General features: G+C 62.3%; 21 protein-coding genes and 1 pseudogene. 17 read left to right on the top strand and 5 right to left on the bottom strand.

All coding sequences use genetic code 11. From position 1 onward, the window contains the following. Position 1 precedes the first annotated feature (1 nt). Both cyoC and cyoD read left to right on the top strand, forming a co-directional pair. Positions 2-607 (top strand): cytochrome o ubiquinol oxidase subunit III, encoded by a 606-nt coding sequence (gene cyoC / locus L5014_RS03590; RefSeq protein WP_238462208.1) that lies wholly within the window; start codon positions 2-4, stop codon positions 605-607. Then, entirely contained in the window at positions 604-1002 is a 399-nt protein-coding gene (gene cyoD / locus L5014_RS03585; protein ID WP_338019259.1) for a cytochrome o ubiquinol oxidase subunit IV, read from the top strand. The genes cyoC and cyoD overlap by 4 nt, the downstream gene beginning before the upstream one ends. A gap of 85 nt (positions 1003-1087) precedes the next feature. Here cyoD and L5014_RS03580 read toward each other — a convergent pair whose 3' ends face one another. Both L5014_RS03580 and L5014_RS03575 read right to left on the bottom strand, forming a co-directional pair. Next, complete coding sequence (locus L5014_RS03580; protein ID WP_420800006.1) at positions 1088-2422, bottom strand: type II toxin-antitoxin system HipA family toxin; 1335 nt, start codon at positions 2420-2422, stop codon at positions 1088-1090. Next, positions 2419-2862, bottom strand: a complete 444-nt coding sequence (locus L5014_RS03575) for a helix-turn-helix domain-containing protein (RefSeq protein ID WP_238462206.1) — start codon at positions 2860-2862, stop codon at positions 2419-2421. The genes L5014_RS03580 and L5014_RS03575 overlap by 4 nt, the downstream gene beginning before the upstream one ends. Positions 2863-3132: 270 nt before the next feature. Between L5014_RS03575 and L5014_RS03570 the strand changes: the two genes are divergently transcribed. From L5014_RS03570 to L5014_RS03540, 7 genes are all read left to right on the top strand, one after another. Then, positions 3133-4272 carry a PAS domain-containing sensor histidine kinase gene (locus L5014_RS03570; protein WP_238462205.1) on the top strand — a complete coding sequence of 380 codons (1140 nt, stop codon included), beginning with the start codon at positions 3133-3135 and terminating at the stop codon, positions 4270-4272. Then, positions 4257-4904 carry a response regulator gene (locus tag L5014_RS03565; RefSeq protein WP_238462493.1) on the top strand — a complete coding sequence of 216 codons (648 nt, stop codon included), beginning with the start codon at positions 4257-4259 and terminating at the stop codon, positions 4902-4904. Before L5014_RS03570 ends, L5014_RS03565 begins: the two co-directional genes overlap by 16 nt. Before the next feature lie 268 nt (positions 4905-5172). Then, positions 5173-6441, top strand: a complete 1269-nt coding sequence (locus L5014_RS03560) for an amidohydrolase family protein (RefSeq protein WP_238462204.1) — start codon at positions 5173-5175, stop codon at positions 6439-6441. 44 nt (positions 6442-6485) lie between these two features. After that, on the top strand, positions 6486-7025 hold the full coding sequence (locus tag L5014_RS03555; protein WP_238462203.1) for a DUF1097 domain-containing protein: 540 nt from the start codon (positions 6486-6488) through the stop codon (positions 7023-7025). A 233-nt stretch (positions 7026-7258) separates the two neighbouring features. Continuing rightward, on the top strand, positions 7259-8809 hold the full coding sequence (gene ggt / locus L5014_RS03550) for a gamma-glutamyltransferase (protein ID WP_238462492.1): 1551 nt from the start codon (positions 7259-7261) through the stop codon (positions 8807-8809). A 183-nt stretch (positions 8810-8992) separates the two neighbouring features. Beyond that, on the top strand, positions 8993-10219 hold the full coding sequence (locus tag L5014_RS03545; protein WP_238462202.1) for an amidohydrolase family protein: 1227 nt from the start codon (positions 8993-8995) through the stop codon (positions 10217-10219). A gap of 85 nt (positions 10220-10304) precedes the next feature. Further along, on the top strand, positions 10305-11153 hold the full coding sequence (locus L5014_RS03540; protein WP_238462201.1) for a bifunctional allantoicase/(S)-ureidoglycine aminohydrolase: 849 nt from the start codon (positions 10305-10307) through the stop codon (positions 11151-11153). Positions 11154-11176: 23 nt separating this feature from the next. On the opposite strand, the gene L5014_RS03535 is transcribed toward L5014_RS03540, so the two are convergent. Then, positions 11177-11347, bottom strand: a complete 171-nt coding sequence (locus L5014_RS03535; RefSeq protein ID WP_238462200.1) for a hypothetical protein — start codon at positions 11345-11347, stop codon at positions 11177-11179. A gap of 40 nt (positions 11348-11387) precedes the next feature. Continuing rightward, a complete protein-coding gene (locus L5014_RS03530) occupies positions 11388-12605 on the bottom strand; it encodes an amidohydrolase family protein (protein WP_238462199.1) in 1218 nt (405 codons plus the stop codon). 188 nt (positions 12606-12793) lie between these two features. Here L5014_RS03530 and L5014_RS03525 point away from each other — a divergent pair, with 188 nt between their 5' ends. The 5 genes and pseudogenes from L5014_RS03525 (at position 12794) to L5014_RS03505 (ending at position 20806) form a co-directional block, all read left to right on the top strand. Continuing rightward, a complete protein-coding gene (locus tag L5014_RS03525; protein ID WP_238462198.1) occupies positions 12794-13675 on the top strand; it encodes a LysR family transcriptional regulator in 882 nt (293 codons plus the stop codon). Positions 13676-13779: 104 nt separating this feature from the next. Beyond that, positions 13780-14472 (top strand): annotated as a pseudogene (gene otnI, locus L5014_RS03520) (2-oxo-tetronate isomerase); the annotation flags it as partial. Between the two features lie 713 nt (positions 14473-15185). Next, positions 15186-17873, top strand: a complete 2688-nt coding sequence (locus L5014_RS03515; RefSeq protein WP_238462197.1) for a hypothetical protein — start codon at positions 15186-15188, stop codon at positions 17871-17873. 128 nt (positions 17874-18001) lie between these two features. Continuing rightward, positions 18002-19006 carry an ATP-binding protein gene (locus L5014_RS03510; protein WP_238462196.1) on the top strand — a complete coding sequence of 335 codons (1005 nt, stop codon included), beginning with the start codon at positions 18002-18004 and terminating at the stop codon, positions 19004-19006. A 399-nt stretch (positions 19007-19405) separates the two neighbouring features. Further along, complete coding sequence (locus L5014_RS03505) at positions 19406-20806, top strand: TniQ family protein (RefSeq protein WP_238462195.1); 1401 nt, start codon at positions 19406-19408, stop codon at positions 20804-20806. A 363-nt stretch (positions 20807-21169) separates the two neighbouring features. Here L5014_RS03505 and merR read toward each other — a convergent pair whose 3' ends face one another. Next, the gene (gene merR, locus L5014_RS03500; RefSeq protein WP_021157790.1) at positions 21170-21577 is read right to left on the bottom strand and encodes an Hg(II)-responsive transcriptional regulator; all 408 of its coding nucleotides are present in this window, start codon (positions 21575-21577) and stop codon (positions 21170-21172) included. 71 nt (positions 21578-21648) lie between these two features. On the opposite strand from merR, the gene merT reads away from it, so the two are divergent. Genes merT through merC form a run of 3 tightly spaced genes read left to right on the top strand, consistent with a single transcriptional unit; the run spans position 21649 to position 22738 of the window. Then, entirely contained in the window at positions 21649-21999 is a 351-nt protein-coding gene (gene merT, locus L5014_RS03495; RefSeq protein WP_021157791.1) for a mercuric ion transporter MerT, read from the top strand. A 13-nt stretch (positions 22000-22012) separates the two neighbouring features. Further along, positions 22013-22288 carry a mercury resistance system periplasmic binding protein MerP gene (gene merP, locus L5014_RS03490; RefSeq protein ID WP_021157792.1) on the top strand — a complete coding sequence of 92 codons (276 nt, stop codon included), beginning with the start codon at positions 22013-22015 and terminating at the stop codon, positions 22286-22288. Between the two features lie 15 nt (positions 22289-22303). After that, the gene (gene merC, locus L5014_RS03485; protein WP_021157793.1) at positions 22304-22738 is read left to right on the top strand and encodes an organomercurial transporter MerC; all 435 of its coding nucleotides are present in this window, start codon (positions 22304-22306) and stop codon (positions 22736-22738) included. The last annotated feature ends 11 nt before the right edge of the window (positions 22739-22749 follow it).

Genomic DNA, 22749 nt, shown 5'->3' with positions numbered 1-22749 from the left:
CATGGCTCACGCTGCTATAACTCACGCCCATGGTCATGATCACGGCCACGATGACGGCACCAAGACCACGCTGGGGTTCTGGATCTACCTGATGAGCGACTGCCTCATCTTCGCGACGCTCTTCGCCACTTTCGGCGTGCTCGCGAATGCGACGGCAGGCGGCCCCGGCGCCAGGCAGCTCTTCGAACTGCCTTACGTGCTGGGCGAAACGCTGCTGCTGCTCGCGAGCAGCGTCACGTTCGGCATGGCGATGCTGGGCCTGCACGCAGAGCGCCGCGCGCAAGTGATCTTGTGGCTCGCGATCACCTTCGCGTTCGGCGCGGGCTTCGTCGGCATGGAGGTGAACGAATTCGCGAAGCTCATCGCCGATGGCGCGGGACCGCATACGAGCGCGTATCTCTCGGCGTATTTCACGCTGGTCGGCACGCACGGCCTGCACGTCACGACCGGTCTGCTGTGGATCGCGATCATGATGCACCAGACCTGGAAGTTCGGCCTCACCGGCGCGACTCGCCGCCGTCTCGCGTGCCTGAGCCTGTTCTGGCACTTCCTGGATCTCGTGTGGATCTGCGTTTTCACCTTTGTTTATCTGCGAGGCATGCTGTGAGTTCAACCAACGTTACGCCTTCGAGCGGCCATGACAGCAGTCACGACCGCAGTGACGACACCTCGCACGGCAGCCTCAAGAGCTACATGGTCGGCACGATACTGTCGCTCGTGCTCACGCTCGCGTCGTTCGGCGTGGTGATGTATCGCCTCGTCTCGCCTGAGACAGGGCTCGTGGCCATCGTCGTGCTGTGCGTCGCCCAACTCGTGGTGCAGCTCGTGTATTTCCTGCATGTGGGCGCTTCGCGCAGCCAGCGCGCGAACACCGGCATCTTCGTGTGCACGGCGTTCCTGATCGCGGTGATCGTCGGGCTTTCGCTGTGGGTCATGCACAACGCGAACGTCAACATGATGCCCACGCAGATGAGCATCGAACGCGCCATGGCGCACGACTGATCCCGCACGTAATCGCGTAACCGCGTAATCGCACAACCCCACGCACCGGCAACGCGCACGCGCATCGCGCGTTGCCGGCATCGGCTCAAGCGGCCTTCAAGACTCTTGCCTGCCTGCGCATGCCCGCGAAGATCGCCTCGGCCACGTCGAGCGGAAAATCGCCGGGAAGCTGGGCGGCGACTTCGCCGATCACGCGTTCGGTTTCTCCCGCCACCGTCGCCATCATGGCCTCGACCTGCTCGATGGCAAAGCCCACGCGCTGCCCCTGAGCGATCCAGTGCCGCGGCAGGATCTGCGCGATGCGGTAGTGCGCGTTGCGCCCGCGCACGGCCATGGCAAGGCTCGCGCGCTGCGCCGCAAGCTGATTGCGCCCGCGCCCGATGATCGGATGCGCCGAGAGCACGTCGTAGAGCGGCGTGGCAACGTATCGGCTGCCAGGCAGATGGGCGATGCTGAAGTTCTTCGCGTGGCCGTCCGTTGCCGCGAGCAGCCAGAACACCAACTGCGCCATGAAGAAATGGCGCCGGTCGTCGGTCCGGCGCAAGGAGCCGCCGAGCACCGCCATGACGCCTTCGATACCGGGTCCGCCGTCGGCTTCGTACTTGTGCAGGCCCGGCGTACCGGTGGCTTGGCACAGATCCTCCTGCGGCAGTCGCACGATCCAGCGGCCATTGCGCGCCATGCGCCGGTCGAAGCGCTCCACCACGAGCGCCTTGGTGTCTTCGAAATGGGCGATCTCGCAGGGCGCGATCGGCAGCCCGAAAGCGGCGACGATCTTCGCGCAGAGCCATTCGTTTTCGACCGAGGTGCGCATGTCGGCGCGCATGTTGCCGACGAGACCGAGCGGCAGCTTCAGGATGTGCGTGGTGGGCGTGCTGCCCATGGGCAGCAGCCAGCGGTCGCCGTGCCAAAGCAGGGCGGTTTTCTCCTGCGCGCCGGCAATCGAGAGGCGCAGGTCGTCCACGCTCTCGTGCTCGCCAAATGGCGGCGCGGCGGTGGTGTCGCGCAGCAGCCGCGCGATGTCGGCAGCGGACAGCGGCTTGCCTTCGATGTTTTCGAGGCCCACCGGCGTCTCGCCTGCCGGCAGCAGTTGCAGCGCACCCACGCAGTCGCGCCCGAGCACGGCAAGAAGCTCGAATGGCGTGGTGCCGCTCGTGCGGTAGCGAGCCGCGATGCGGCGCCGGATGCGCTCGCTGTCGGGCAGCAGGTTGTCGAAGTAATCGGCCACCACGGCGCCGCGCAACGGCTGATTGCCTGGCGTGAAGGGCAGCGAAAGCGAGAGCGGGCGGCCTTGCTCGTCGTCCCGCCAGGTTTCGAAATACGCGAGGCGCTCCACGCCTCGCACGACCTCCCAGTACCCGACGGGCAAACCGTTCATCCACAAGTCGAGCCGGTTCGTCTGGCGGTTGCGCGCCATCACCAGTCCTCCCGCTTGCGCGGCTTCGCGCGGGTCTTTGGCGCCGTGCGCTTGCCGGCGGCAGAGGCGGTAGTGCGTTTTGCGGCGCCGGGTGCCGCAGCAGGCGCTGCGGTGGGGGCTGCGCGCTTTTTCGCGGCAGCGCCGCGCGTTGCCGGCGCGGACGCCGCCTTGCGCTTGCCCGGGCTGACTGGAGCAGCCGCGGTGGCCGCAGCGACCGGAGCGGACGAAGCCGCGGAGGACAGGCGCATTTCGACTGCAAACAACCGCAGAACGCGAAAGAGCCGGTCGACGCTTGCGGCCTCGGGGTGCGCTTCGAAGGCGGCATAGCTTTGCTGAGAGATGCCGAGGCGCTGCGCGACCTTTTCCTGGGTGAGGCCGGCTTGCTTGCGAAATCCCAGCAGCATGGGGCGCAACTGGCTGACGGTCTTGAGCGAATAGTCCACGCGAAGCTCCTGCGGCGGTGACGTGGCGAAGGGCATCTTCACAGTCTATAGACTGTAAATGCAAAATACAAACTAAAGGCTGTAAATGACAAATACAGTCTTTAACCTGTAAATGGGCATTACAGCCTTAAGGCTGTAGAAGCGGCTGTAGAGTCAAAAAAATAAGACGAATAATTCATGAATCACTGAAATTCAGGAATATCCGGGAAAACTAGAGGCGCGTGAACTTGCCGGGATTGATATATTGCATACATTCGAGAGGAGCGTCCCTTGCGAGGAACAGTAGTGGAGAACTATGGCGAATTGCACCGGGCCATTCTGAGCAATATCCCGGATCAGGCATGGCTCAAGGACACCGAGTCGCGCTATGTCCTCGTCAATGAAGCATTTATTGAAGCGTGCGGACGCGCCGAGAAGGACATCATCGGCCGCACGCCGGACGAGGTCTGGTCGCCCGAACTGGGCCGGGTTTACCTGGACACCGACCGCGCCGTGCTCGAGGACGGCAAGCGCCGCCGCTACGAGGAAAAGCGCCCGGGCCCCCAGGGCAAGCTGCTCTGGTTCGATACCGTCAAGATGCCGGTGCGCGGCGCGGACGGCAGCATCGTCGGCACCGTCGGCATCTCGCGCGACATCACCGACTTCAAGCGCACGGAAACGGAACTGCGCGATTCGCGCTCGCAGTTGCGGCAGCTTTCCATCTGGCTTCAGTCCGTGCGCGAAAACGAGCGCGCACGCATTTCGCGCGAGCTGCACGACGAGCTCGGCCAGTTGCTGAGCGGGCTGCGGCTCGGTCTGAACTACCTGGAAACGCAGGCGCGCGCGTTGACGTTCGGGCAGATCGACCACATCCGGATGCTCAAGGATCTGGTGGACACCACGATGGATGCCGTGCACCGCATCGCGTCCGACCTGCGTCCGCCGGTGCTGGATGAACTGGGGCTCCACGCGGCGCTCGAATGGCTGACGGAATCGTTCACGCAGCGCAACGGCCTGCCGTGCGACCTGCGGCTGAACATGCCGGAGGCGTTGCTGGGCGAGCTCGATACGGAGCGCAGCACGGCCATCTTCCGCATCGTCCAGGAGTCGCTCACCAATGCGAGCCGCCACGGCAAGGCCTCGCGCGTCGTGGTCGAACTCGACGCGCACGACGATCACTGCCACCTGGCGATTGCCGACGATGGTTGCGGCATGGACACCTCGCGCGCCTCGAACGGGCGCAGGCTCGGCCTGCTTGGCATGCGCGAGCGCGCGCTGGCGCTCGGCGGCCAACTGGACGTCACCAGCCGGCCCGGCCATGGGACGCGCGTGAGTGCCCGCATTCCGCTGGGCCCCGCGGATCCCGACTCAGATACCCACGCAGCCACCAACGCAGCCACCCACGCAGCGAGCCCATCATGCGCGTCATGATCGCCGACGACCACGCGATCATTCGCGACGGCCTGAAAAGGATCATCTCCACGGTGCCCGACATGCAGGTTGCGGCGGAAGCCGTCGACGGCACCGACGTTGTCGAGCAGCTACGCAGCACGGCCGTGGACGTGCTGCTGCTCGACATGTCGATGCCGGGCAAGAGCGGCATTGCGCTGATCCAGCAGATCAAGGCAAGCCACCCGTCGCTGCCGGTACTGGTCCTGAGCATGTACCGCGAGTCGCAGTACGCGGTACATGCGATCCGCGCGGGCGCAGCGGGGTATCTCACCAAAAACGCCGAATCCGACCAGTTGATCGGCGCGATACGCAAGGTCGCCCGTGGCGGCACGATCGTCTCGTCGCAAGTGGCCGAGAAACTGGTCAAGCAATTGCACCAGCCCCCAAGCTCTTTTCCTCATACCTTGCTCACGCCGCGCGAGTTCCAGATCTTCCAGATGCTCGTCGAGGGCAGCAGCATCAACGAGATCGCGCACAGCCTCTCGCTGTCGAGCAAAACGGTCAGCACGCACAAGGCCAACATTCTCGACAAGATGGACATCCCGTCGACTGCCGGGCTCGTCCATTACGCCATCCAGCACGGGCTCATCGTCGCTGGCACGGATACCTGAACGCCATTCCCCTGGCGCACCTGCCTGGTGCGCCTTCTCGTTTGTCCCGTTGTGCCTCCTCTTGTGCGGTGCGTCTCGGAAAATCCCTGGGCGAAAACCAGCCAATCCCGATGTCCGGCTGAGCGCCACGCACCTAATCTACCTTTACCGCGCAAGCCGTTGCGGGCCGCCACCGGGCAGCTCCGCAGCGCATGCCTGCCGTGCCGGGACGCGACGTGACGCGACAGCACACGCTCCTGGCCGACCCATTACGTAAGGAGACCGGACCATGCATGTGGACCTGCTGATCAACAACGTTTGCGTTCGCGACGACGACCCGCTAGTCGACATCGCCATTCGTGACGGACGCATCGTGGCGCTCGAACCGGGCATCAACGCATCGGCGGACGAGATCATCGATGCGCGCGGGCGCGCCGCCATTCCAGGGCTGATCGAGTCGCACCTGCATCTCGACAAGGCGCTGCTGCATCGCCGTCTGCCGGCCCGCTTCGGCACGCTCGACGAGGCGATTCGCGTGACGGGTGTGCTCAAGAGCAAGCAGGAACGCAACGACGTGCTCGAGCGTTCGCGCCAGGTGCTGGACATGGCGATCAAGAACGGCACCGTTGCCGTGCGCGCGCACCCCGACGTCGACCTCATTCAGGGCTTGATCGGCGTGGAGACGCTGCTCGAACTGAAATCCGAATACGAAGACCTGATCGACCTGCAAATCGTGGCGTTTCCGCAGGAGGGCATTCTCAAGTCGCAAGGCACGCACGATCTGATGATCGAGGCGCTGAAAATGGGTGCGGACGTCGTGGGTGGTTGCCCATACAACGAACTCAACTGGGACGACACGCAACGCCATATCGACATGGTGTTCGAGCTCGCGCAGCGCTTTAACGTCCCCGTCGACATGCACGCTGATTTCGCCGACGACACCAGCGACCAGCGTTTCGCGGCGATTTCGTATATCGCGCAAAAGACAATCGAGACCGGCTACCAGGGCCGCGTGACGCTCGGACACGTCACGAGCCTCGGCTCGCTCGACGACGAGGCGCTCAAGCCCGTCGTCGCCAGCCTGCGCGAAGCGGGCATCAGCATCGTGACCCTGCCGGCGACCGACCTCTATCTAGGCGGACGCAAGGACGAGCGCAACCAGCGGCGCGGCCTCACGCCCGTCAAGGCCTTGCATAACGCGGGCGTAAACGTCGCCTATTCGTCGAACAACGTGCGCAACGCCTTCACGCCGTTTGGCAAGGCCGACATGCTGCTGATCGGCAACATGCTCGCGCACGTGGCCCAGTTCGGCGTGCCGGAGCACCAGCAGGCGATTCTGGACATGGGCACGCGCAACGCCGCGCGCGCCATCGGGATCGAGCACGGCTATGGCATCGCCGTGGGCAATCAGGCCGATCTCGTGATTCTCGACACCTTCAAGGTCGCCGATGCGCTGCTCGATATCCCGCCACGGCTGTGGGTCATCAAGCGCGGCCGCATTACGGTGGTCACCACCCACCACTGCAAAATCCATCGGCATTCGTGCTGTTGTGCCTAAGACGTTGTGCCTAAAACGTTCCATTAAAACTCAAGGAGACGATCATGAAGAAGCTACCCGCGGAAGTCGTTGCATCAGCCCTTGCAGTCACCACCATACCGATCAGCATGTTGCCCTTGCATTTGCCGCCGTGGGCCATCTTCATCAGCTGGGCCGCCACCTTCGCGATGGGCGGGCCGAGCGCCAGGAACCTCAAGCGTATCTGGCCCACCTTGCCGGTCGGTTCGTTCTTCGCATTCCTGATCGTACTCGGCTTCGATTACGCGGCGACGCAATTCAGCGGCAACACGCTGCTGCTCGCGCAAATGGCGATTCTCTTCACGCTGAACGGCCTGATGATGGCGCTGGCCCGCCAGTTCGTCATATTCAATTTCATCCCGGGCATGTTCTTCGGGTTCGCGACGTATTTCGGCACGCTCTTCGGCGGCTTCGGTCCCGTTGCGCACAATCCGCTCATGGCCTTGCTTGCGGCAATTGCGATGAACGCGCTCGGACCGGCCTATGCCTGGGTGAAAGAACGCTATTCGGCGCCGGAAGTCGCCACGCACCGCTGGTGGAAGGGCTGGAAGCCGGAAGCTCGATAGTGGGCTGAAGAAATGGCCGCGGCAACCGGCACCAACCATCGGGGCCGCGGCATAAGCGATAAATGTATAGGGGAGGCAGTATGACGTTCGTAGCGCAAGCCCAAATCGACATGGAAGCGGACACGGAAGCGGACATCGACGGGATGACGCAGCAGGCGAGTCTGGAAGACAACGTCGCGCTCGCCCCCGGCGCGTTGCGCGAGACACCGCGTCTTGCGCGCTCGTCGCTCGGCATGGTGACCAGCCCCCACGAACTCGCGAGCGAGGCGGGGCGCGAAGTGCTGCGCGCGGGCGGCAACGCCATCGAGGCGGCCATTGCGATCGGCGCGGTGTTGAACGTCACGTATCCGCACTTCACCGGGCTGGGCGGCGACGCCTTCATGGTGATCAGCGATCGCGCAGGCCATGTCCGTACGCTCTCGGGCATCGGCCAGGCCGCCGCGCGCTTGCCGGACTACCCGGGCGCCATTCCAGTGCGCGGGCCCGGCGCGGCGCTGACCACGGGGGCCTCGGTCGCCGTCTGGGACAAGGCTTACTCGCTCAGCCGTGGCGCATGGGGCGGCAAGCAAGGCTGGTCGTCATTGTTTTCCCGCGCCATCGAATACGCGGCCAATGGATTTCCCGTGACGCCCTCGCAGCAGTTCTGGCAAACGCTGCGCGCCGGCGAACTGGCCCGTTGGGAGGGCTTCGCGCGAGTCTTCATGCCACGCGGACAGATTCCGCAGGCGGGCGAGCGGTTCGTCCAACCCGAGCTTGCGCGCAGCCTCGATCGCATCGCCACGCATGGCGGCCGCGAGTTCTACGAGGGCGACCTGGCGGCCCGCGTTGCGGCAGGCCTGAAGCAGGCGGGCTCGCCGCTCACGCTGGACGACCTGGCCCGCACCCAGGCCCGCGAGGAGGTGCCGCTGCGCGTGGCCTATCGCGGCGGCGAGCTGCTGGGCCTGCGGCCGCCGACACAAGGCGTGACCACGCTCGAAATCATGGGCATTCTCGAGCGTTTCGATCTCGCCTCCATTCCCGAGAACAGCGCCGACTACTATCACGTCCTCGTCGAAGCCGTGAAGCTGGCGTTTATCGATCGCGACCGCTACGTCGCGGATCCGGACTTCGTCGACGTGCCGGTCGACCAGATGTTATCGACGCAAACGCTCGACGCTCACGCGCGCCGTATCCGCATGGATCGCGCGATGCCCTGGCCGCATAGGTTCAAGCACGGCGACACGGCGTATATCGGCGCGACCGATCAATACGGCAACAGCGTGAGCATGCTGCAAACCGTGTATTTCGATTGGGGCAGCGGCGTCGTGGCCGGCGACACGGGCATCCTGTGGCACAACCGCGGCGCCTCGTTCAGCCTCGATCCGAAAAGCCCCAACGTGCTGCGCGGCGGCAAGCGGCCGTTCCATACGCTCAACCCCGGCATGTATCTCAAGGGGGGCCGCCCGCATCTGCTGTACGGCACCCAGGGCGCCGACGGCCAGCCGCAGACGCTCGCAGCCGTGCTCACGCGCCTGATCGATTACGACATGGACCCGCACACGGCGCTCGGCCGGCCACGCTTTCTGCTCGGCAAGACCTTCTCGGACAGCCGCGACAGCCTCAAGCTCGAAGAGGATGCGGGCGCTCGCGTGTTCAGCGAACTGGCCGCGCGCGGCCACGAAATGAGCGCGATTCCCGCGCAAAGCCAACTGGCAGGGCACCCCGGAGCCATCCGCATCGACGCGGACGGACACATGATGGGCGCGCACGACCCGCGCAGCGACGGGCGCGCGCTCGGCCTGTAACGAGACAAACCATCGAGAAAATGAATGGCGAGCATTCCAACATTTAATTTGTCGATAATGTTGGCTTCCGATATGGTGTCGATACTGATCCCCCCATAGGGCCACACGGGACCACACGGCGCCGCGAGCGCAACGCAGATCGGCACGCGTTTCAGTGGGTCCTTGCTTCGCTGAGACACAGCCATGTTCGATCGCGTATTCGTCAATGCCACAGGCGCTGACGGCCAGTCCCTGAATCTCGCCATACGCGACGGACACTTCATCAGCCTCGCCACGGAGCGCCCCGAAACCGGCCGTGCCGAGGTCGTCGACCTCCAGGGGCACCTCGTGCTGCCGGGCTTCGTCGACGGCCATATCCATCTCGACAAAAGCTTCCTCGGCGATCGCTGGCGCCCCCATCGCGTCGCGGCCACGCTGCGCGAGCGCCTCGCCGACGAAAAAGCGGCGCTGGCGAGCGCGGCGCCCATTGCCCAGCGCGCCGACGCGCTGATCCGCCAGGTCGCCTCGTTCGGCACCATGGCCATGAGAAGCCATGTCGACGTGGACGCCACGACCGGCTTGACCCATCTTCATGCCGTGATGGAAGCGCGCGAAAAGTGGCGCGGCCTCATGGACATCGAACTCGTCGCGTTTCCGCAGGCCGGCGTCGTGTCGTGCCCGGGCACGGCCGACCTGCTCGACGCCGCCGCGCGCGAAGGCGCCGATGTGGTAGGCGGCATCGACCCGACCACGCTCGACGGCGACGCCGATGGCCAGCTCGACATCGTCTTCGGCATCGCACAAAAGCGCGGCGTCAAAATCGACATCCACCTGCACGAAGCCGGCGCGCAAGGCATCGAGCAACTCCATCGCATCGCCGCGCGCACCCGCGCGGCCGGTCTGGAGGGCAGGGTGTCGGTCAGCCATGCCTATGCGCTGGGCGACGTCAGTGCGGACGAAGTGGCGCGCATCGCCGATGCGCTTGCCGCAGCGGGCGTGTCGATCATGACGAACGCCCCCGGCGACCGCGCCTTCCCGCCGATTCTCCAGCTACGCGCCGCCGGCGTGCGCGTTTTCAGCGGCAACGACAACATTCAGGACGCCTGGTGGCCATACGGCAACGGCGACATGCTGCAGCGCGCCATGCTGCTCGGCTATCGTTCCGGCTTCTATACTGACGAAGAACTGCTGGTGGCGCTCGACATGGCGACTGAAGCCGGCGCGGCCGTGATCGGCAAGCGCGACTACGGCCTGAAGGTGGGCAACGAGGCGTCGTTCGTCGTGGTCAAGGCACCGAACGCAGCGGCCGCCGTCGCGGCCGCGCCCGCCGGGCGCGTCATCGTTCGACGCGGGCAGTTCTGGGGCGACGCCCCGCGCATGCAATTCGAACCACCCGAAGCCGTGCCTGCCGCATCCGGCCTGCACGGCTAGCTATCCCGAGCGCCCTCGCGCGCTTGGTGTTGCGCGCGGCCTCGTCTTTGAAGTTGTGACATCAAATCCTCACGGAGTACACAGAATGTCATCCAGTCCTTACTACGCGCCGAAAGGCGGTCATCCGGCTCAAACCGAATTGCTGACCGACCGCGCCATGTTCACCGAAGCGTATGCGGTCATCCCGAAGGGCGTGATCCGTGACATCGTCACGAGCTACCTGCCGTTCTGGGACAACACTCGCCTGTGGGTGCTCGCACGTCCGCTGACCGGCTTCGCCGAAACGTTCTCGCAGTACATCATGGAAGTCGGCCCCGGCGGCGGCAGCGACCGCCCCGAACTCGACGATCTCGCTGAAGGCGTGATCTTCGTGGTCGACGGCGAGCTCGAGCTCAAGCTCAACGGCGCCGAGCACAAGCTCGTGCCGGGCGGCTACGCATTCATCCCGCCGCGCACGAACTGGGCGCTGCACAACCGCAGCGGCAGCGTCGCCAGCTTCCACTGGCTGCGCAAGCACTACGAAGCCGTGGACGGCGTCCCGATGCCCGAAGCCTTCGTGACGAACGAGCGCGACATCGAGCCGATCCCGATGCCCGGCACCGAAGGCCGCTGGGTCACGACGCGCTTTGTCGACATGAGCGACATGCGCCACGACATGCACGTGAACATCGTCACGTTCGAGCCGGGCGGCGTGATCCCGTTCGCCGAAACGCACGTGATGGAGCACGGCCTCTATGTGCTCGAAGGCAAAGCCGTCTATCGCCTGAACCAGGATTGGGTGGAAGTCGAAGCCGGCGACTTCATGTGGCTGCGCGCGTTCTGCCCGCAGGCCTGCTATGCGGGCGGCCCGTCGCGCTTCCGTTACCTGCTGTACAAGGACGTGAACCGCACGGTGAAGCTCACGCTCGGCCAGCAGCCGAAGCGCACGGCTTGATAGCCGGGCTTTAAAGCGCGGGCTTAGTCGTGGCTGGCCCGCCATAACGTCGCCGGCATGTCCAGCAGGCGACGCAGGCCGCTGCGCTCGAGCGTGTGCTCCGCAGCGGCCTGAACCCTCTCCAGTCTCTGCGCTTCGTTGACCGACAGCACGCGGCAGTCCTCCATCAGAATCCTTGCGCCCACCATCGTCATGCCTTGACCGCCACCGCGCCGTCGTCGATCGCGCGGCCAGTTACGCGGCAGCGGCAAGTGCGCCGTTACGCGCGACGATGCGCCCGTTCGCCACCACCAGCTTGCGCACCGGCCGCGCGACCACCGCATGCGCGAGCGTTGGTGCGTCCACCAGCACGAGGTCGGCGCGCGCGCCGGCATGCAGGCCGTAATCGGCGAAACCGCAGCCTTGCGCGGCTGCATGGCTCACGCAGTCGAACGCGACCGCCAGATCATCGTCGCGCCGCAGGTCGTAGCGCATGCCAATGAACATCGCGCGTTCGAGCATGTCCGGGATGCCGAACGGCGTCCACGTATCGCGTATGCCGTCGTTGCCGCCGAAGATCGTGATACCCAGCTCGCGGCAGCGCTTGAGCGGCGGCACGGTGCGCGAGGGCGGGGCGCTCGTCAGCAGCGCCACGCGCAGACGCGCGACGCGTTCGAGCAGCGCCGTGGGCTCGGGCAGCGCGCCCAGGCAGAACGCGTGGCTCACCACGACGCGCCCCTGCATGCCCATGGCCTCCACGCGATCGAGCAGCAGCTTCAGCGTGAACGCGCCGATCTCGCCGGGTTCGTGCAGATGGATGTCGATGGGCTTGCCGTAACGCTCGGCGAGCGCAAAAGTGGCATTGAGCGAGCCCACCGGATCGCCGTCGATCAAGGAAGGATCGAGCGCGCCGAGCACGTCGGCGCCGGCGGCGAGCGCATTGCCGAGCAACTCGTCGGTGCCGGGGCGAATCAGCAAACCCGATTGCGGAAAAGCGACGATCTGCATGTCGAGCACGTCGGCCAGCGTATCGCGCGTACCGAGCACGCCTTCGAGGTAACGCAGGCCCGCATCGGTGTCGATATCGACATGGGTGCGCAAACGCGTGGTGCCAGCCGCGAGGAATGCGCGCGACAGCGCGAGCGATTGCACGCCTGCATCGTGCCCGGAGGATTTGCGGAATTCCCGTTCGTTCGCAATGCGGTCGGTGAGATTCGGGCCGACTTCGTTGACATACCAGTCGCGGCCCCAGTGGGTCTTGTCGAGGTGCGTGTGGCCTTCGACGAAGCCGGGCAGCAGCAGCGCGCCGCCGCCATCTTCGACAAGCGCATCGGGCGGCGGCGCCACGTTCGGGCCGATCGCCTCGATGCGTCCACCGACGACCGAAACGGACACGGTCTCGCCGCCGTGTTCGTGGCGATCATCGGGCAAGCGGACATTGGAAAGCAGGAGAGGGCTGTTAGCAGAAGTCATGCCGATTCCACCGTAGTGTTCATGGGAAGAAAGCCGGGAATGAAAGCCGGATGCGAAAGCGAGCGGCGCGCGCGGAAAAACCGGGGCGCGCGTCATCTCTTACCAGTTTGCCAGCGAATGGCGCGCGATTGCCAGCCTTCACGCCACGTGATAGAAGGCGGTATCCCATTCGAAAATCAAATAGTCCGATGAAAAGCAACGCAAGAGGGCATCGGCCGCTGTTCGACCTGGACCTGCTCAAGGCCATCGTCATGGTGGCGGATTGCGGCACGTTCACGGCGGCGTCGGCGCGGCTGCATTCGACGCAGTCGACGGTGAGCCAGAAAGTGAAGCGTCTGGAGGACATGGCGGGGCACAAGCTGCTCGAGCGCGGCGCCCGCGACGTGCGGCCCACCGATGCGGGCGAGACGCTGCTGGCCTATGCGCGGCGGATGCTGGCGCTCAACGACGAAATGCTCGAATCGTTGGCGGGGGCGGCAGTGGGTTTGACGGTGCGTCTGGGCGTGCCCGAGGATTTCGTCGGCGGGCCGACGACCCATACGCTTGCGGCGTTCAATCGCCAGCATCCGCAGGTGAAGCTCGAAGTCATGAGCGGATTGAGCCGCGACGTCGAGAGCAGCTACGACCGCGGCGACCTCGACCTCGCGCTCGTGAAGCACCGGCGCAACAGCCGCGAGGCGGTGGCCAGCTGGCCCGAGCAACTGCGCTGGATCGACAGCGCGAAGAATCCGTCGTTTCAGCTCGATCCGATCCCGCTGGTGGCGTTCCCGCCGCGCGGGCTGTATCGCGACGACATGACGAACGCGATCGAAGGGCTTGGCCGCCGCTGGCGCATGAGCTTCATCTGCTCGAGCCTGAGCGGCATTCAGGCGGCCGTGGCGGACGGGCTCGGCATCAGCGTGCTGCCGTTGCGTTCGGTCACGGCCGACCACGTCGTGCTCACGCAAAAGAGCGGGCTGCCTTCGATCGAGACCATGGACATCGCGCTGCTGCACCGGCCGACCGCCGACACGGTGGTGAAGGAACTCGGGCGGGCGATGGTGCGGATGATCGGCAAGCCGCGGCGCTGAGCGCCGGACCACGCTGCGCGCAACCCTTTGCAGCGCCAGCGCGAGCCTCTTTGCGCGAGGCCGGGCCTCGGCGCTATCCATAATCTCCAACCGGAGTTGATGCCATGCCGCGATTCGCTGCGAATCTCACCATGATGTACAACGAGCATCCGTTCATGGACCGCTTCGCCGCCTGCGCTCGTGACGGCTTTCGCGCGGTCGAATATCTCTTTCCTTACGAGCACCCGGCCGCCGAAATCCGTGCGCGTCTCGACGACAACGGCCTCGTGCAGGCGCTCTTCAACGCACCGGCCGGCGACTGGGCCGCAGGTGAACGCGGCCTGGCCTCGCTGCCGGGCCGCGAGGACGCGTTTCGCCGCTCGATCGAGACCGCGCTCGACTATGCGCGCACGATCGGCAACGACAAGCTGCATGTGATGGCAGGACTGATCGGCGCCGGCGGCGATCGCGCGCGCCACCACGAGACCTACCTGAGCAACCTCGCCTGGGCGGCCGAAGCCGCGCGCGGCGACGGGATCCAGATCCTGATCGAGCCGATCAATCAGCGCGACATGCCCGGCTATTTCCTCAGCCGCCAGGACGAAGGGCAGGCCATCTGCCGCGAGGTGGGCGCGCCGAACCTGCGCGTGCAGTTCGACTGCTACCACTGCCAGATTGTCGAAGGCGACCTCGCGATGAAACTCAAGCGCGACATCGCCGGCATCGGCCATATCCAGATTGCCGGCGTGCCGGAGCGGCACGAACCGGATCTGGGCGAACTCAACTATCCGTACCTGTTCGCGCTGATCGATGCACTCAGTGCGGCGACGTAATTTGCATCAATAAATCCGGCTGAGGCGAAGATATTTAGATACTGAAATCCATTGTCTATTGATGGATTATATACGTCGATTGTGGGTTATATACGCTTTATAAATAAGATGCAGTTGCGTTGTTCGTGAAAATTGGAGCTAGCAATTTAGATTGCGGTGGGATTTTTGAATCGATTGCTTGTCAAACGGTACTTTGCTGGCTATCACTAGACACATATGGTATTTGACTTCCGACTTGCCGGTGGCGGTGCCTTGGGCTGCCGGGACGTACGACGCGTGTTTCCACCATATCCATCGCTCCGCTGACGTGCGACGCACCGGCGGTGCCGCGTGCTATTCAGGTCGAAGAGGCCATCGTCCCACTGTCGCTCGCCTACTGAGTTGGCGTCAATGTCGCGGCTTTCGTGCACGGAGTGAATTCATGGCTAGTTAGCGCCAAAAGAAAACGGCGCCGTTGATAACGACGCCGCATCGCATTTACAGGAGACAAGTCCGATGATCTGACACTGACGGTGACTCTCGGGCGTTGCAGCGCTCGAGACCACAACTTCTCTTGCCCTCGAGTAACAGTCTCGTACTTCGACACGCCGAAGTCAAGGGGAGTTGCTTTCTTTTTTATCCCTTGAACCGAGACTGCAATGGCACGATTGTCTGCATTCCCGCTTGGCGAGATCGTTCGGAGACGTCGATCAGCCGCAATGGCCGTCCGCGACCAAAAGAATAGGCTTGCCAACGTCTGGCTGTTTGATTCGCCGAAAATGAACGAGCGGTTGGTGATCAGCGGGGACGTTCCGTTCATGCACGCCGTGCTACTCGAAGCCGATCCTACGGTAGCTGGCTACTTCCTTAGAGACCGAATGGCGCAGAACGGCGGACGGGCTGGCGCTCAGGATATGTGGGTCTACTATGCGGACGGTCGCCATGAAGTCTGGCGGTTCGTTGATGCCGCGCGGCAGCCCACTATGCCGAACCCGAATGACGCGGACGGAGAGCGGGGAGCCAATGCCGAGCCGAACATCGTGCTGAAGATGGGCGAGGCACTCGAGTCACACGCAATTAGATTCGACAATGTTCTACATCTTTGCGGATTCGTGAATCGTGCTCGCTCTTGCACGGCATGGCATGAAGCACGGCTTGCCATAGAACGCCTAGTAGCCGGGAAGCCCTTCAAACTGATCGACACTCTGCAGCAAGGCGATGTCGATCCAGCTGTTATGCTGGGTTTGCTCGGACACTACATTCTCAATGGCGAACTGCAAGTGGACCTGGCTACGCAACTGCTAGGGCGACTGTCGGAACTGCGCCCTGCACAGCACGACCCGGGATGCGCCAGCGACGTTGCGCCGGCTATCGCCTTGCCTATCATCGATTCCGTCGACGCGCGTGGTTCGGAACGCCTATGCGAGGGACTAAAAATTCGTAGCGCGCGCGGTCGTCCTCGTTGCATTGTTTCCGCGGAGCATCGCGACTTTACGCGCTGGCCGGACGTCGACGACCTAACGCTCTCGTTTATGAGTGAAGCCGACAGAGAAATGTTTAAGAGCCGCCGGCGCGCGGTCATGCTTGCCACCAGAGACGTCGAATACGACGAGATCTATCGAAGGACAAAGTGTACGGAACCCGCCGTACGCTACTGGACTAAGCGGTGTTTGCTCCCGGATGGCGCTGGCGGCATTGTCGGGTTTCTCGCACTGATGCGTGGCTATCGTGTTGGGTACACACGCACGAAAAGCGTGGAGGTTCAGCAAGGCAGTGGCTCCGCCGGCTACGCGGGCGTATTCGGTCAGGTGCTGGAGCGCTATGAGGACTTGGCGGACTTCATTAAGGACAGGTTGTTCCCTGACGGTAGCGAGCGATTGCCGGAGAAACGTGTGCCGTATCGCTCCATCTGGATAGACTTCAAGCTTGCGCTTCGCGAACGAGGTGTAGGTGACGGCGATTGGCCATTTAAGACCGATAATCAAGGTGAAAAAGCCGTTCGCGAGTATTGTAAAGAGCTCGAGAAAAATTACCCGCTTCTTGCTCGACGGGCGCGGTTGTCGGCCGATGCGGCGCGTCGTGCGGACGGGCGCGGCCCGAGCCCGCTTATCCGAGCCCAGAGGGTCGGCTCGTTCATGCAGTTGGATTTCCACTTCACGGACGCCATTGGTTGCCTCATCTTCGAAGATGCGCGGAAGGTACAACACCGGATTCCTGTTGCGCGCTTCTATATCGGGTTGATGTGCGACGAAAGCAACCAATCTGTGTATGGGTTTAATGCGGTGCTTCGGCCGGCTCCCACCGCCCAGAACGTACTCGAAATTGTCGATAGTGCGATTCGTACCGACCCCGTCGATTCCGGGCATCCCTTTTTTAGATACGCGCCGGATGGAAGTTACCTGATCGGCGCATTGATACCAGAGGTACGCCGAAGTGGCTTTACGGTGCTGAGGATGGATCGAGCATGGTGCAACACATGCGCTGATGTGACAAACAACCTGATGGATGTGCTCGGGTGCGCGATCAATTTTGGTCCTGCACGCGCGTGGTGGGCACGGGCCATTATTGAGCGGATAAATGGAACGCTAACTCGCCGAGGGGTTCAGCGCGTGCCGTCGACGTTGGGCAGTGGTCCAACAGATGGACGTCGAGACGATCCCGTCGGCAAGGCCACTCGCTACGAAATTAAGGTAAGCGACCTTATAGCCATCATCGTCGGTGAAATAAGACACCATAATATGCAGACTAACGAAGGTTTGCACAATGCCAGCCCGGAGCAACTCGTGCGCGCAGCGGTTGATTTTCCGGAGCAACCGTACCTTCCACAGCCACTTCCACAACGAAAAGACGACTGGATGTTTTTCGCTCATCTCGAAGAGGCGCGCATCACGGGACGAGCGGCCAAAGGTGAGCAGCCGAGTGTGCGGATACACGGCATTCGCTGTACCTATCGCAGCCGGGATTTTGCCGACAAGCCTTGGCTGATTGGCAAACCTATTACGGTTTACATCGACCTTCGGGATATTCGCCATGCAGTCGGCTTTATACCGGATATCAAGCAATCCGTTGAACTTGTGCCAGAACGGAAGTGGCGCGAGTACAGGGTGTCCTGGTCCGATGCACTTTTGATCGCGCGCGACCGCCGCATACGCCGCGGAGACGACGAATTCCGCGCGGTGGTCAGCATCTTTCAGGAAGAACAGATGAAGGCCCTTGCACAGGCCACGAAAACCAAGCGAGGTGCAATGAACGCCAAAAATCTCGCGCTGGTTACGGCACGACATGAACTGAACGACAAAAAACAAGGAGAGAATCTGGAGTCCGCAGTTGAGGAGGGATGGGAATCGTCGATCGACCTTGTTAAGGCCTTGGGTATTTCGATCATTCCGCTCACCGGTCGAAATTGACGTCAACGGGTGTTTGTGCGCATCGGACCTCGTGATTCACCATCCCCCCGTTGGACAGGCAGGGGCGGTTATCGACGGAACGAGCTGGGCGTTTCAGGCGATCGATAGCGAACCAACAGGAGCACGAGATGAATACGGTTAGTTATACTGAACCTAAAGTAATCGTCAATGCGGGGGATTCCGGCCGCGTCAAGCCATGGCTGCATCCACTGTTCATGAATGTCGATGCCCTTGGAACGCAGCCACTCGATGAAATGTACACCGTCATACGGCTTGTCATGGTGACGGGTGCGACATCGTGCGCGATTGCTGCGCCGAGTGGCACCGGAAAGACGTTTGCAATCGCAAAGTTCCGGGGCGCACTGCAACGTGACTACGGCGACATTCCCGTCGTGCTATATAACGCTTTGAACCTGCATGCGAACACGATCCGCGGTTTCTTCAAGAACTTTCTTTACGGACTCGGGTATGACAGCGCGATAGGGGAAACGGGCGACTTGCGGCAGAGAGTGACAAACTATCTTTCCGACGCTGCACGCCAATCAGGCACTTCTACCGTGATCTTGATGGTCGACGAAGCGCAGGAGCTCAGAGAGTTGGACATGCAGTTTCTGAAAGACATCTTTAATGCATTGCATAACGAGCGCGTGCGACTCGTTTCACTGCTCTTCGGGGAAGCCCCCAAATTTTACAACGTCGCTGCAAGCTGGCCAGAATGCATCGACGCAAGGTTCGCCCAGCACAAGTGCTCTCTCAGGGGATTGAACAAGCAGGAAGATATCGTGCGGGTCCTCAGAGAAATCGATTCCGCGCCGTTCTCGATCGGCAGCGATGATACTTGGACGAGCACACTCTTTCCTGCCGCCTACGCCGCCGGGTTTCGGCTGGAGAACGAGGCCCCGAGCTTTGTGAACGCATTGGCAAAGGCAACGCGCGGCAAGAGCTTGGCACTACCCACTGCGAACGTATTTGCTGCGATCAAGGCATGCGTCCACGCTCATTGGGAACGTGACGCGGCAGATATGGTGATAGGTGACGATGCGTGGAGGCAAGCGGTCGCATGGGGGCGCATTGCGAAGGCTGTGGCCTCACTGTCACGAGGCGAGCCTCGCATATGGCAAATTTCCGCATAGGCGCGAACCATTGCGTGAGTCTCCAAGAGGCGTCTACGCTTCTGTGGGGGGCACGTGTCGCCGTGCCTGATATCCTGGTTGGCGAAATCGCCACACAAATGCCGTTGGAGGGCTCGGGCTACGATGGGCGACTTGGCTCTGCGACGAAGAACGCCGAATTGCCACATGATCGACGAAAAGGGTCATGGTGCGCGTCCACGCGACACTAACCTGTAGCCCGGGAGCAGGTGGGCGAACGCCGCCCGTCACCGACAAGAGTACATCGGACCAAGTATGCGGAGTCGGGTCGAGCGGGACGATAGAGCGCAACCGCGGGTGATCGGCCTTTGACACAAACGGGCGAAATGATGAAACGACTCGCCACGGGAGCGGGGAGTTGTGGCCGTTGAGGGAGGTGCAATGTCGCATCTCAAGTGCCAAGCGCTGCACCGCCGGGATCCGATTATCGGAACTGACCTCCCGCCAGTACAACACGAATCAACCTTCTCTGTACTATTGCGACTTGCCGCGCGCAATGTTTGGAATCGTCGCGGAATCTGCCGCGTGTTCGAGCTAGGCGATGCAGCGCATAATTTCAGCTTCTATGATGGTGACAGTCTACTGCAGCAACGAATCATTGAAATGACAGGCTGGAATTGGAAACCGGCGGAGCGGGACGTCGACGGCCGTCTGCCACATCTGAACGACGCTTTATGGTCTCAGGTACTGCGATTCTGCCCGATATGCTTGTCAAATGGCTTTCATAGCTTGTGGTTCCAATTTTCCGCGATGCAGGAGTGTCCGATGCATCGATGTTTGTTGACGGACCGATGCCAGTCATGTGGCACACTCGTAGGCGCCTATCGTTTCACCGCGAAACTGTTCGCCACTCCGTTTAAGTGTTCAGAATGCGCTGGTTGGATCGCCGGAGCGCCGTTCATTCATGGAGGTGGAGAAGACTTACGAAGGCATCGCAGTTCGATCGAATTCGGGTTTGCACCGGTAAGTACATGGTTTGCCGAGGCCGCTGGCAAGCTACAATTTTTAAATGAGATTGCTTGTCGTTGGACGGATTCAGATTCACCCTTCAAGTTGTTGCACGATCGGCTCTTAACGGGAGCCATGGCGCTCTACCATCCCTTACCAGCGCGATTGCGGTGGGAGTTTGCTGCTCCGGTCGACATCGTTGCGTGGCGACATAAAGTCGCGAACTCGGTTGGCGGGGAGTCTGATATGCCACATCGTTATGGCTATCTTCGATATGGCCTCCCATTGCTCGTGTATCGAGCAACGCTGCGTGCCTTATATAGCTTTGTCGGAACGCGGCCGTGCGAAGCTGAAAGCGCGAACCTGCCAATGGAAAGACCATGGGGGCTCACGCAGGTTTGCCGCCTGAGTACCTTGCAGGCGGCATATTTGCTCACGAGGATGGTTTTTGAACGGAGCGCGCTATTAACGCTTGGGGCCGACCTCCGCGGTGTCGTACTGGATGATGGTGCGTTCGTGCATGCGTTGGTGGGGAACATCCTCGGCCGCTTAGCCTGTCGCGTCGTTGTGCTAAGTGCATTTTCGATGCTTGTGGCCCTGGGGGGCCATTTTTGTCGAGCGAGATTGGCAAACATAGATAACCCGTCGTTTCAAATTTCGAGCGTGATCGCATTCGCGGGCATCGCGTTGGCCAATGCACAATACTGCGTAGCAATCTTGCCGAAGATGGGGAAGTTTCCCGTTCGGCCAGCAGAGCACGTTCACCTGAACCGCGACGTAATAGAGGTGATCAACCTAGCACTAGGTGAGGCAAGGAGCGCGTACAGCGCATAAGGTGTCAGTTGGGCTGTCCCGGACGTGCCTCACCCACACACGCTCACGTTTTCAGTTATCGTCCTCTGAGATTCCCACATCAATACGTGAGAGACATTGGAAGCACTGCTGTATCGAAGACCCAATGTGATTTCGTCGGGTACTTCCGGCGCTCGCCGCAATGACCTGTACCGCGCGCGAAATCTGAAGTAGGGGATTGCGAAGGAACTGTACCTCGGCACGCAGGTGGTCGGCTTTAAGCATATGGGGTCTGGGGAGCAATGGAACAGCCAACCGACTTAAGCCCTGGCGGGGGTAAGTCGGAACCCCAGAAAATTCCGCCAAGCCCAAACAAGCCGTGTCATCGGCCGCATTGACCGTCGTTCAGCCGCCATGCAGCGAGTCAATCAGTGGACAGGACACGTGACCCTGATGCGCGCAACACTCGTCCACCAGTTTTGACAGCGCCGCCTCCATCCGCGCAAGGTCCGTCAGGCGGGCGCGCACATCAATCAGCCGCAGCGCTGCAAGTTCGGACGCCTCGCTGCAATGGGTGCCGTCTTCGAGTTTCAGCAATTCGCCGATCTCATCCAGGCTGAAGCCCAGCCGCTGAGCCGACTTCACGAATTTCACCCGCGCCACGTCCGGCCCGCCATAGCGCCGGATGCTCCCGTAAGGGCGGTCTGGTTCGAGCAGCAAGCCCTTGCGCTGATAGAAGCGGATCGTCTCGACATTGACCCCGGCGGCCTTGGCAAACGCACCAATGGTCAGGTTCTCCAAATTGTTTTCCATTTCGCTTGACTCCGTACATGACTACGGAAGTAACGTTACCGTATCAAGCGAAATCTCGAAAGGAAAACCGTATGTCGGAATCGCAAAACGGGCGTGGTGCCCTGGCTGCTGGCGGGCTGGCCGCCATCCTCGCTTCGACCTGTTGCCTGGGGCCGCTGGTCTTGGTTGCTCTCGGCTTTTCAGGGGCCTGGATCGGCAACCTGACCGCGCTGGAACCCTACCGTCCGATCTTCATCGGCGCGGCGCTGGTGGCCATGTTCTTCGCCTGGCGGCGCATCTTCCGGCCAGTGGTCGCCTGCAAGCCGGGCGAGGTGTGCGCGATCCCGCAGGTTCGTACCACCTACAAGCTGATTTTCTGGATCGTGGCCGCGCTTGTGCTGGTCGCACTTGGTTTTCCCTACGTGTTGCCTTTCTTCTATTGATCAGGAGTTCACCATGAAAAAGTTGCTTGCCTCCCTTGCGCTCGTCGCGGTCACCGCTCCAGTGTGGGCCGCTACCCAAACCGTCACGCTGGCCGTGCCCGGCATGACCTGCGCCGCCTGCCCGATCACCGTCAAGAAAGCGCTCTCCAAGGTCGAGGGCGTCAGCCAGGTCGATGTGACCTTCGAGAAGCGCGAAGCGATCGTCACTTTCGACAACGCCAAGGCCAGCGTCCAGAAGCTGACCAAGGCCACCGAAGACGCGGGCTATCCGTCCAGCGTCAAGCGCTGATTCTGGGAGGATGCCATGAAGCCAATCGCACGGATCGCTGACAAGGCTGGTGCGCTCGGTGCCGTCGTCTCGGCAATGGGCTGCGCGGCCTGTTTTCCTGCAATCGCCAGCTTGGGCGCGGCCGTCGGCCTGGGCTTCCTCCAGGAGTACGAGGGACTGTTCATCTCCAAGCTGCTGCCGCTGTTCGCCGGCCTGGCATTCCTGGCGAACGCACTCGGGTGGCTGCGCCACCGGCAGTGGCACCGCAGCCTGCTTGGCATGATCGGACCGGCCCTCGTGTTCGCCGGGACCTTCTGGCTGCTCGGCAACTGGTGGACGGCCCGTGTCGTTTACACCGGCCTGGCCTTGATGGTCGGCGTCTCGATCTGGGATCTGCTATCTCCGGCCAACCGTCGTTGCGGACCGGATGGCTGCGAACTGCCCACCCAACGCCCAGCGAAACACGGCTGACTGGCTTGAGC

This window comes from Paraburkholderia tagetis (assembly GCF_022213065.1).
Taxonomy (GTDB): domain Bacteria; phylum Pseudomonadota; class Gammaproteobacteria; order Burkholderiales; family Burkholderiaceae; genus Paraburkholderia; species Paraburkholderia tagetis.
Note: the sequence above shows the minus strand (reverse complement) of the source record. Positions and strands in the feature narration are given on the sequence as shown.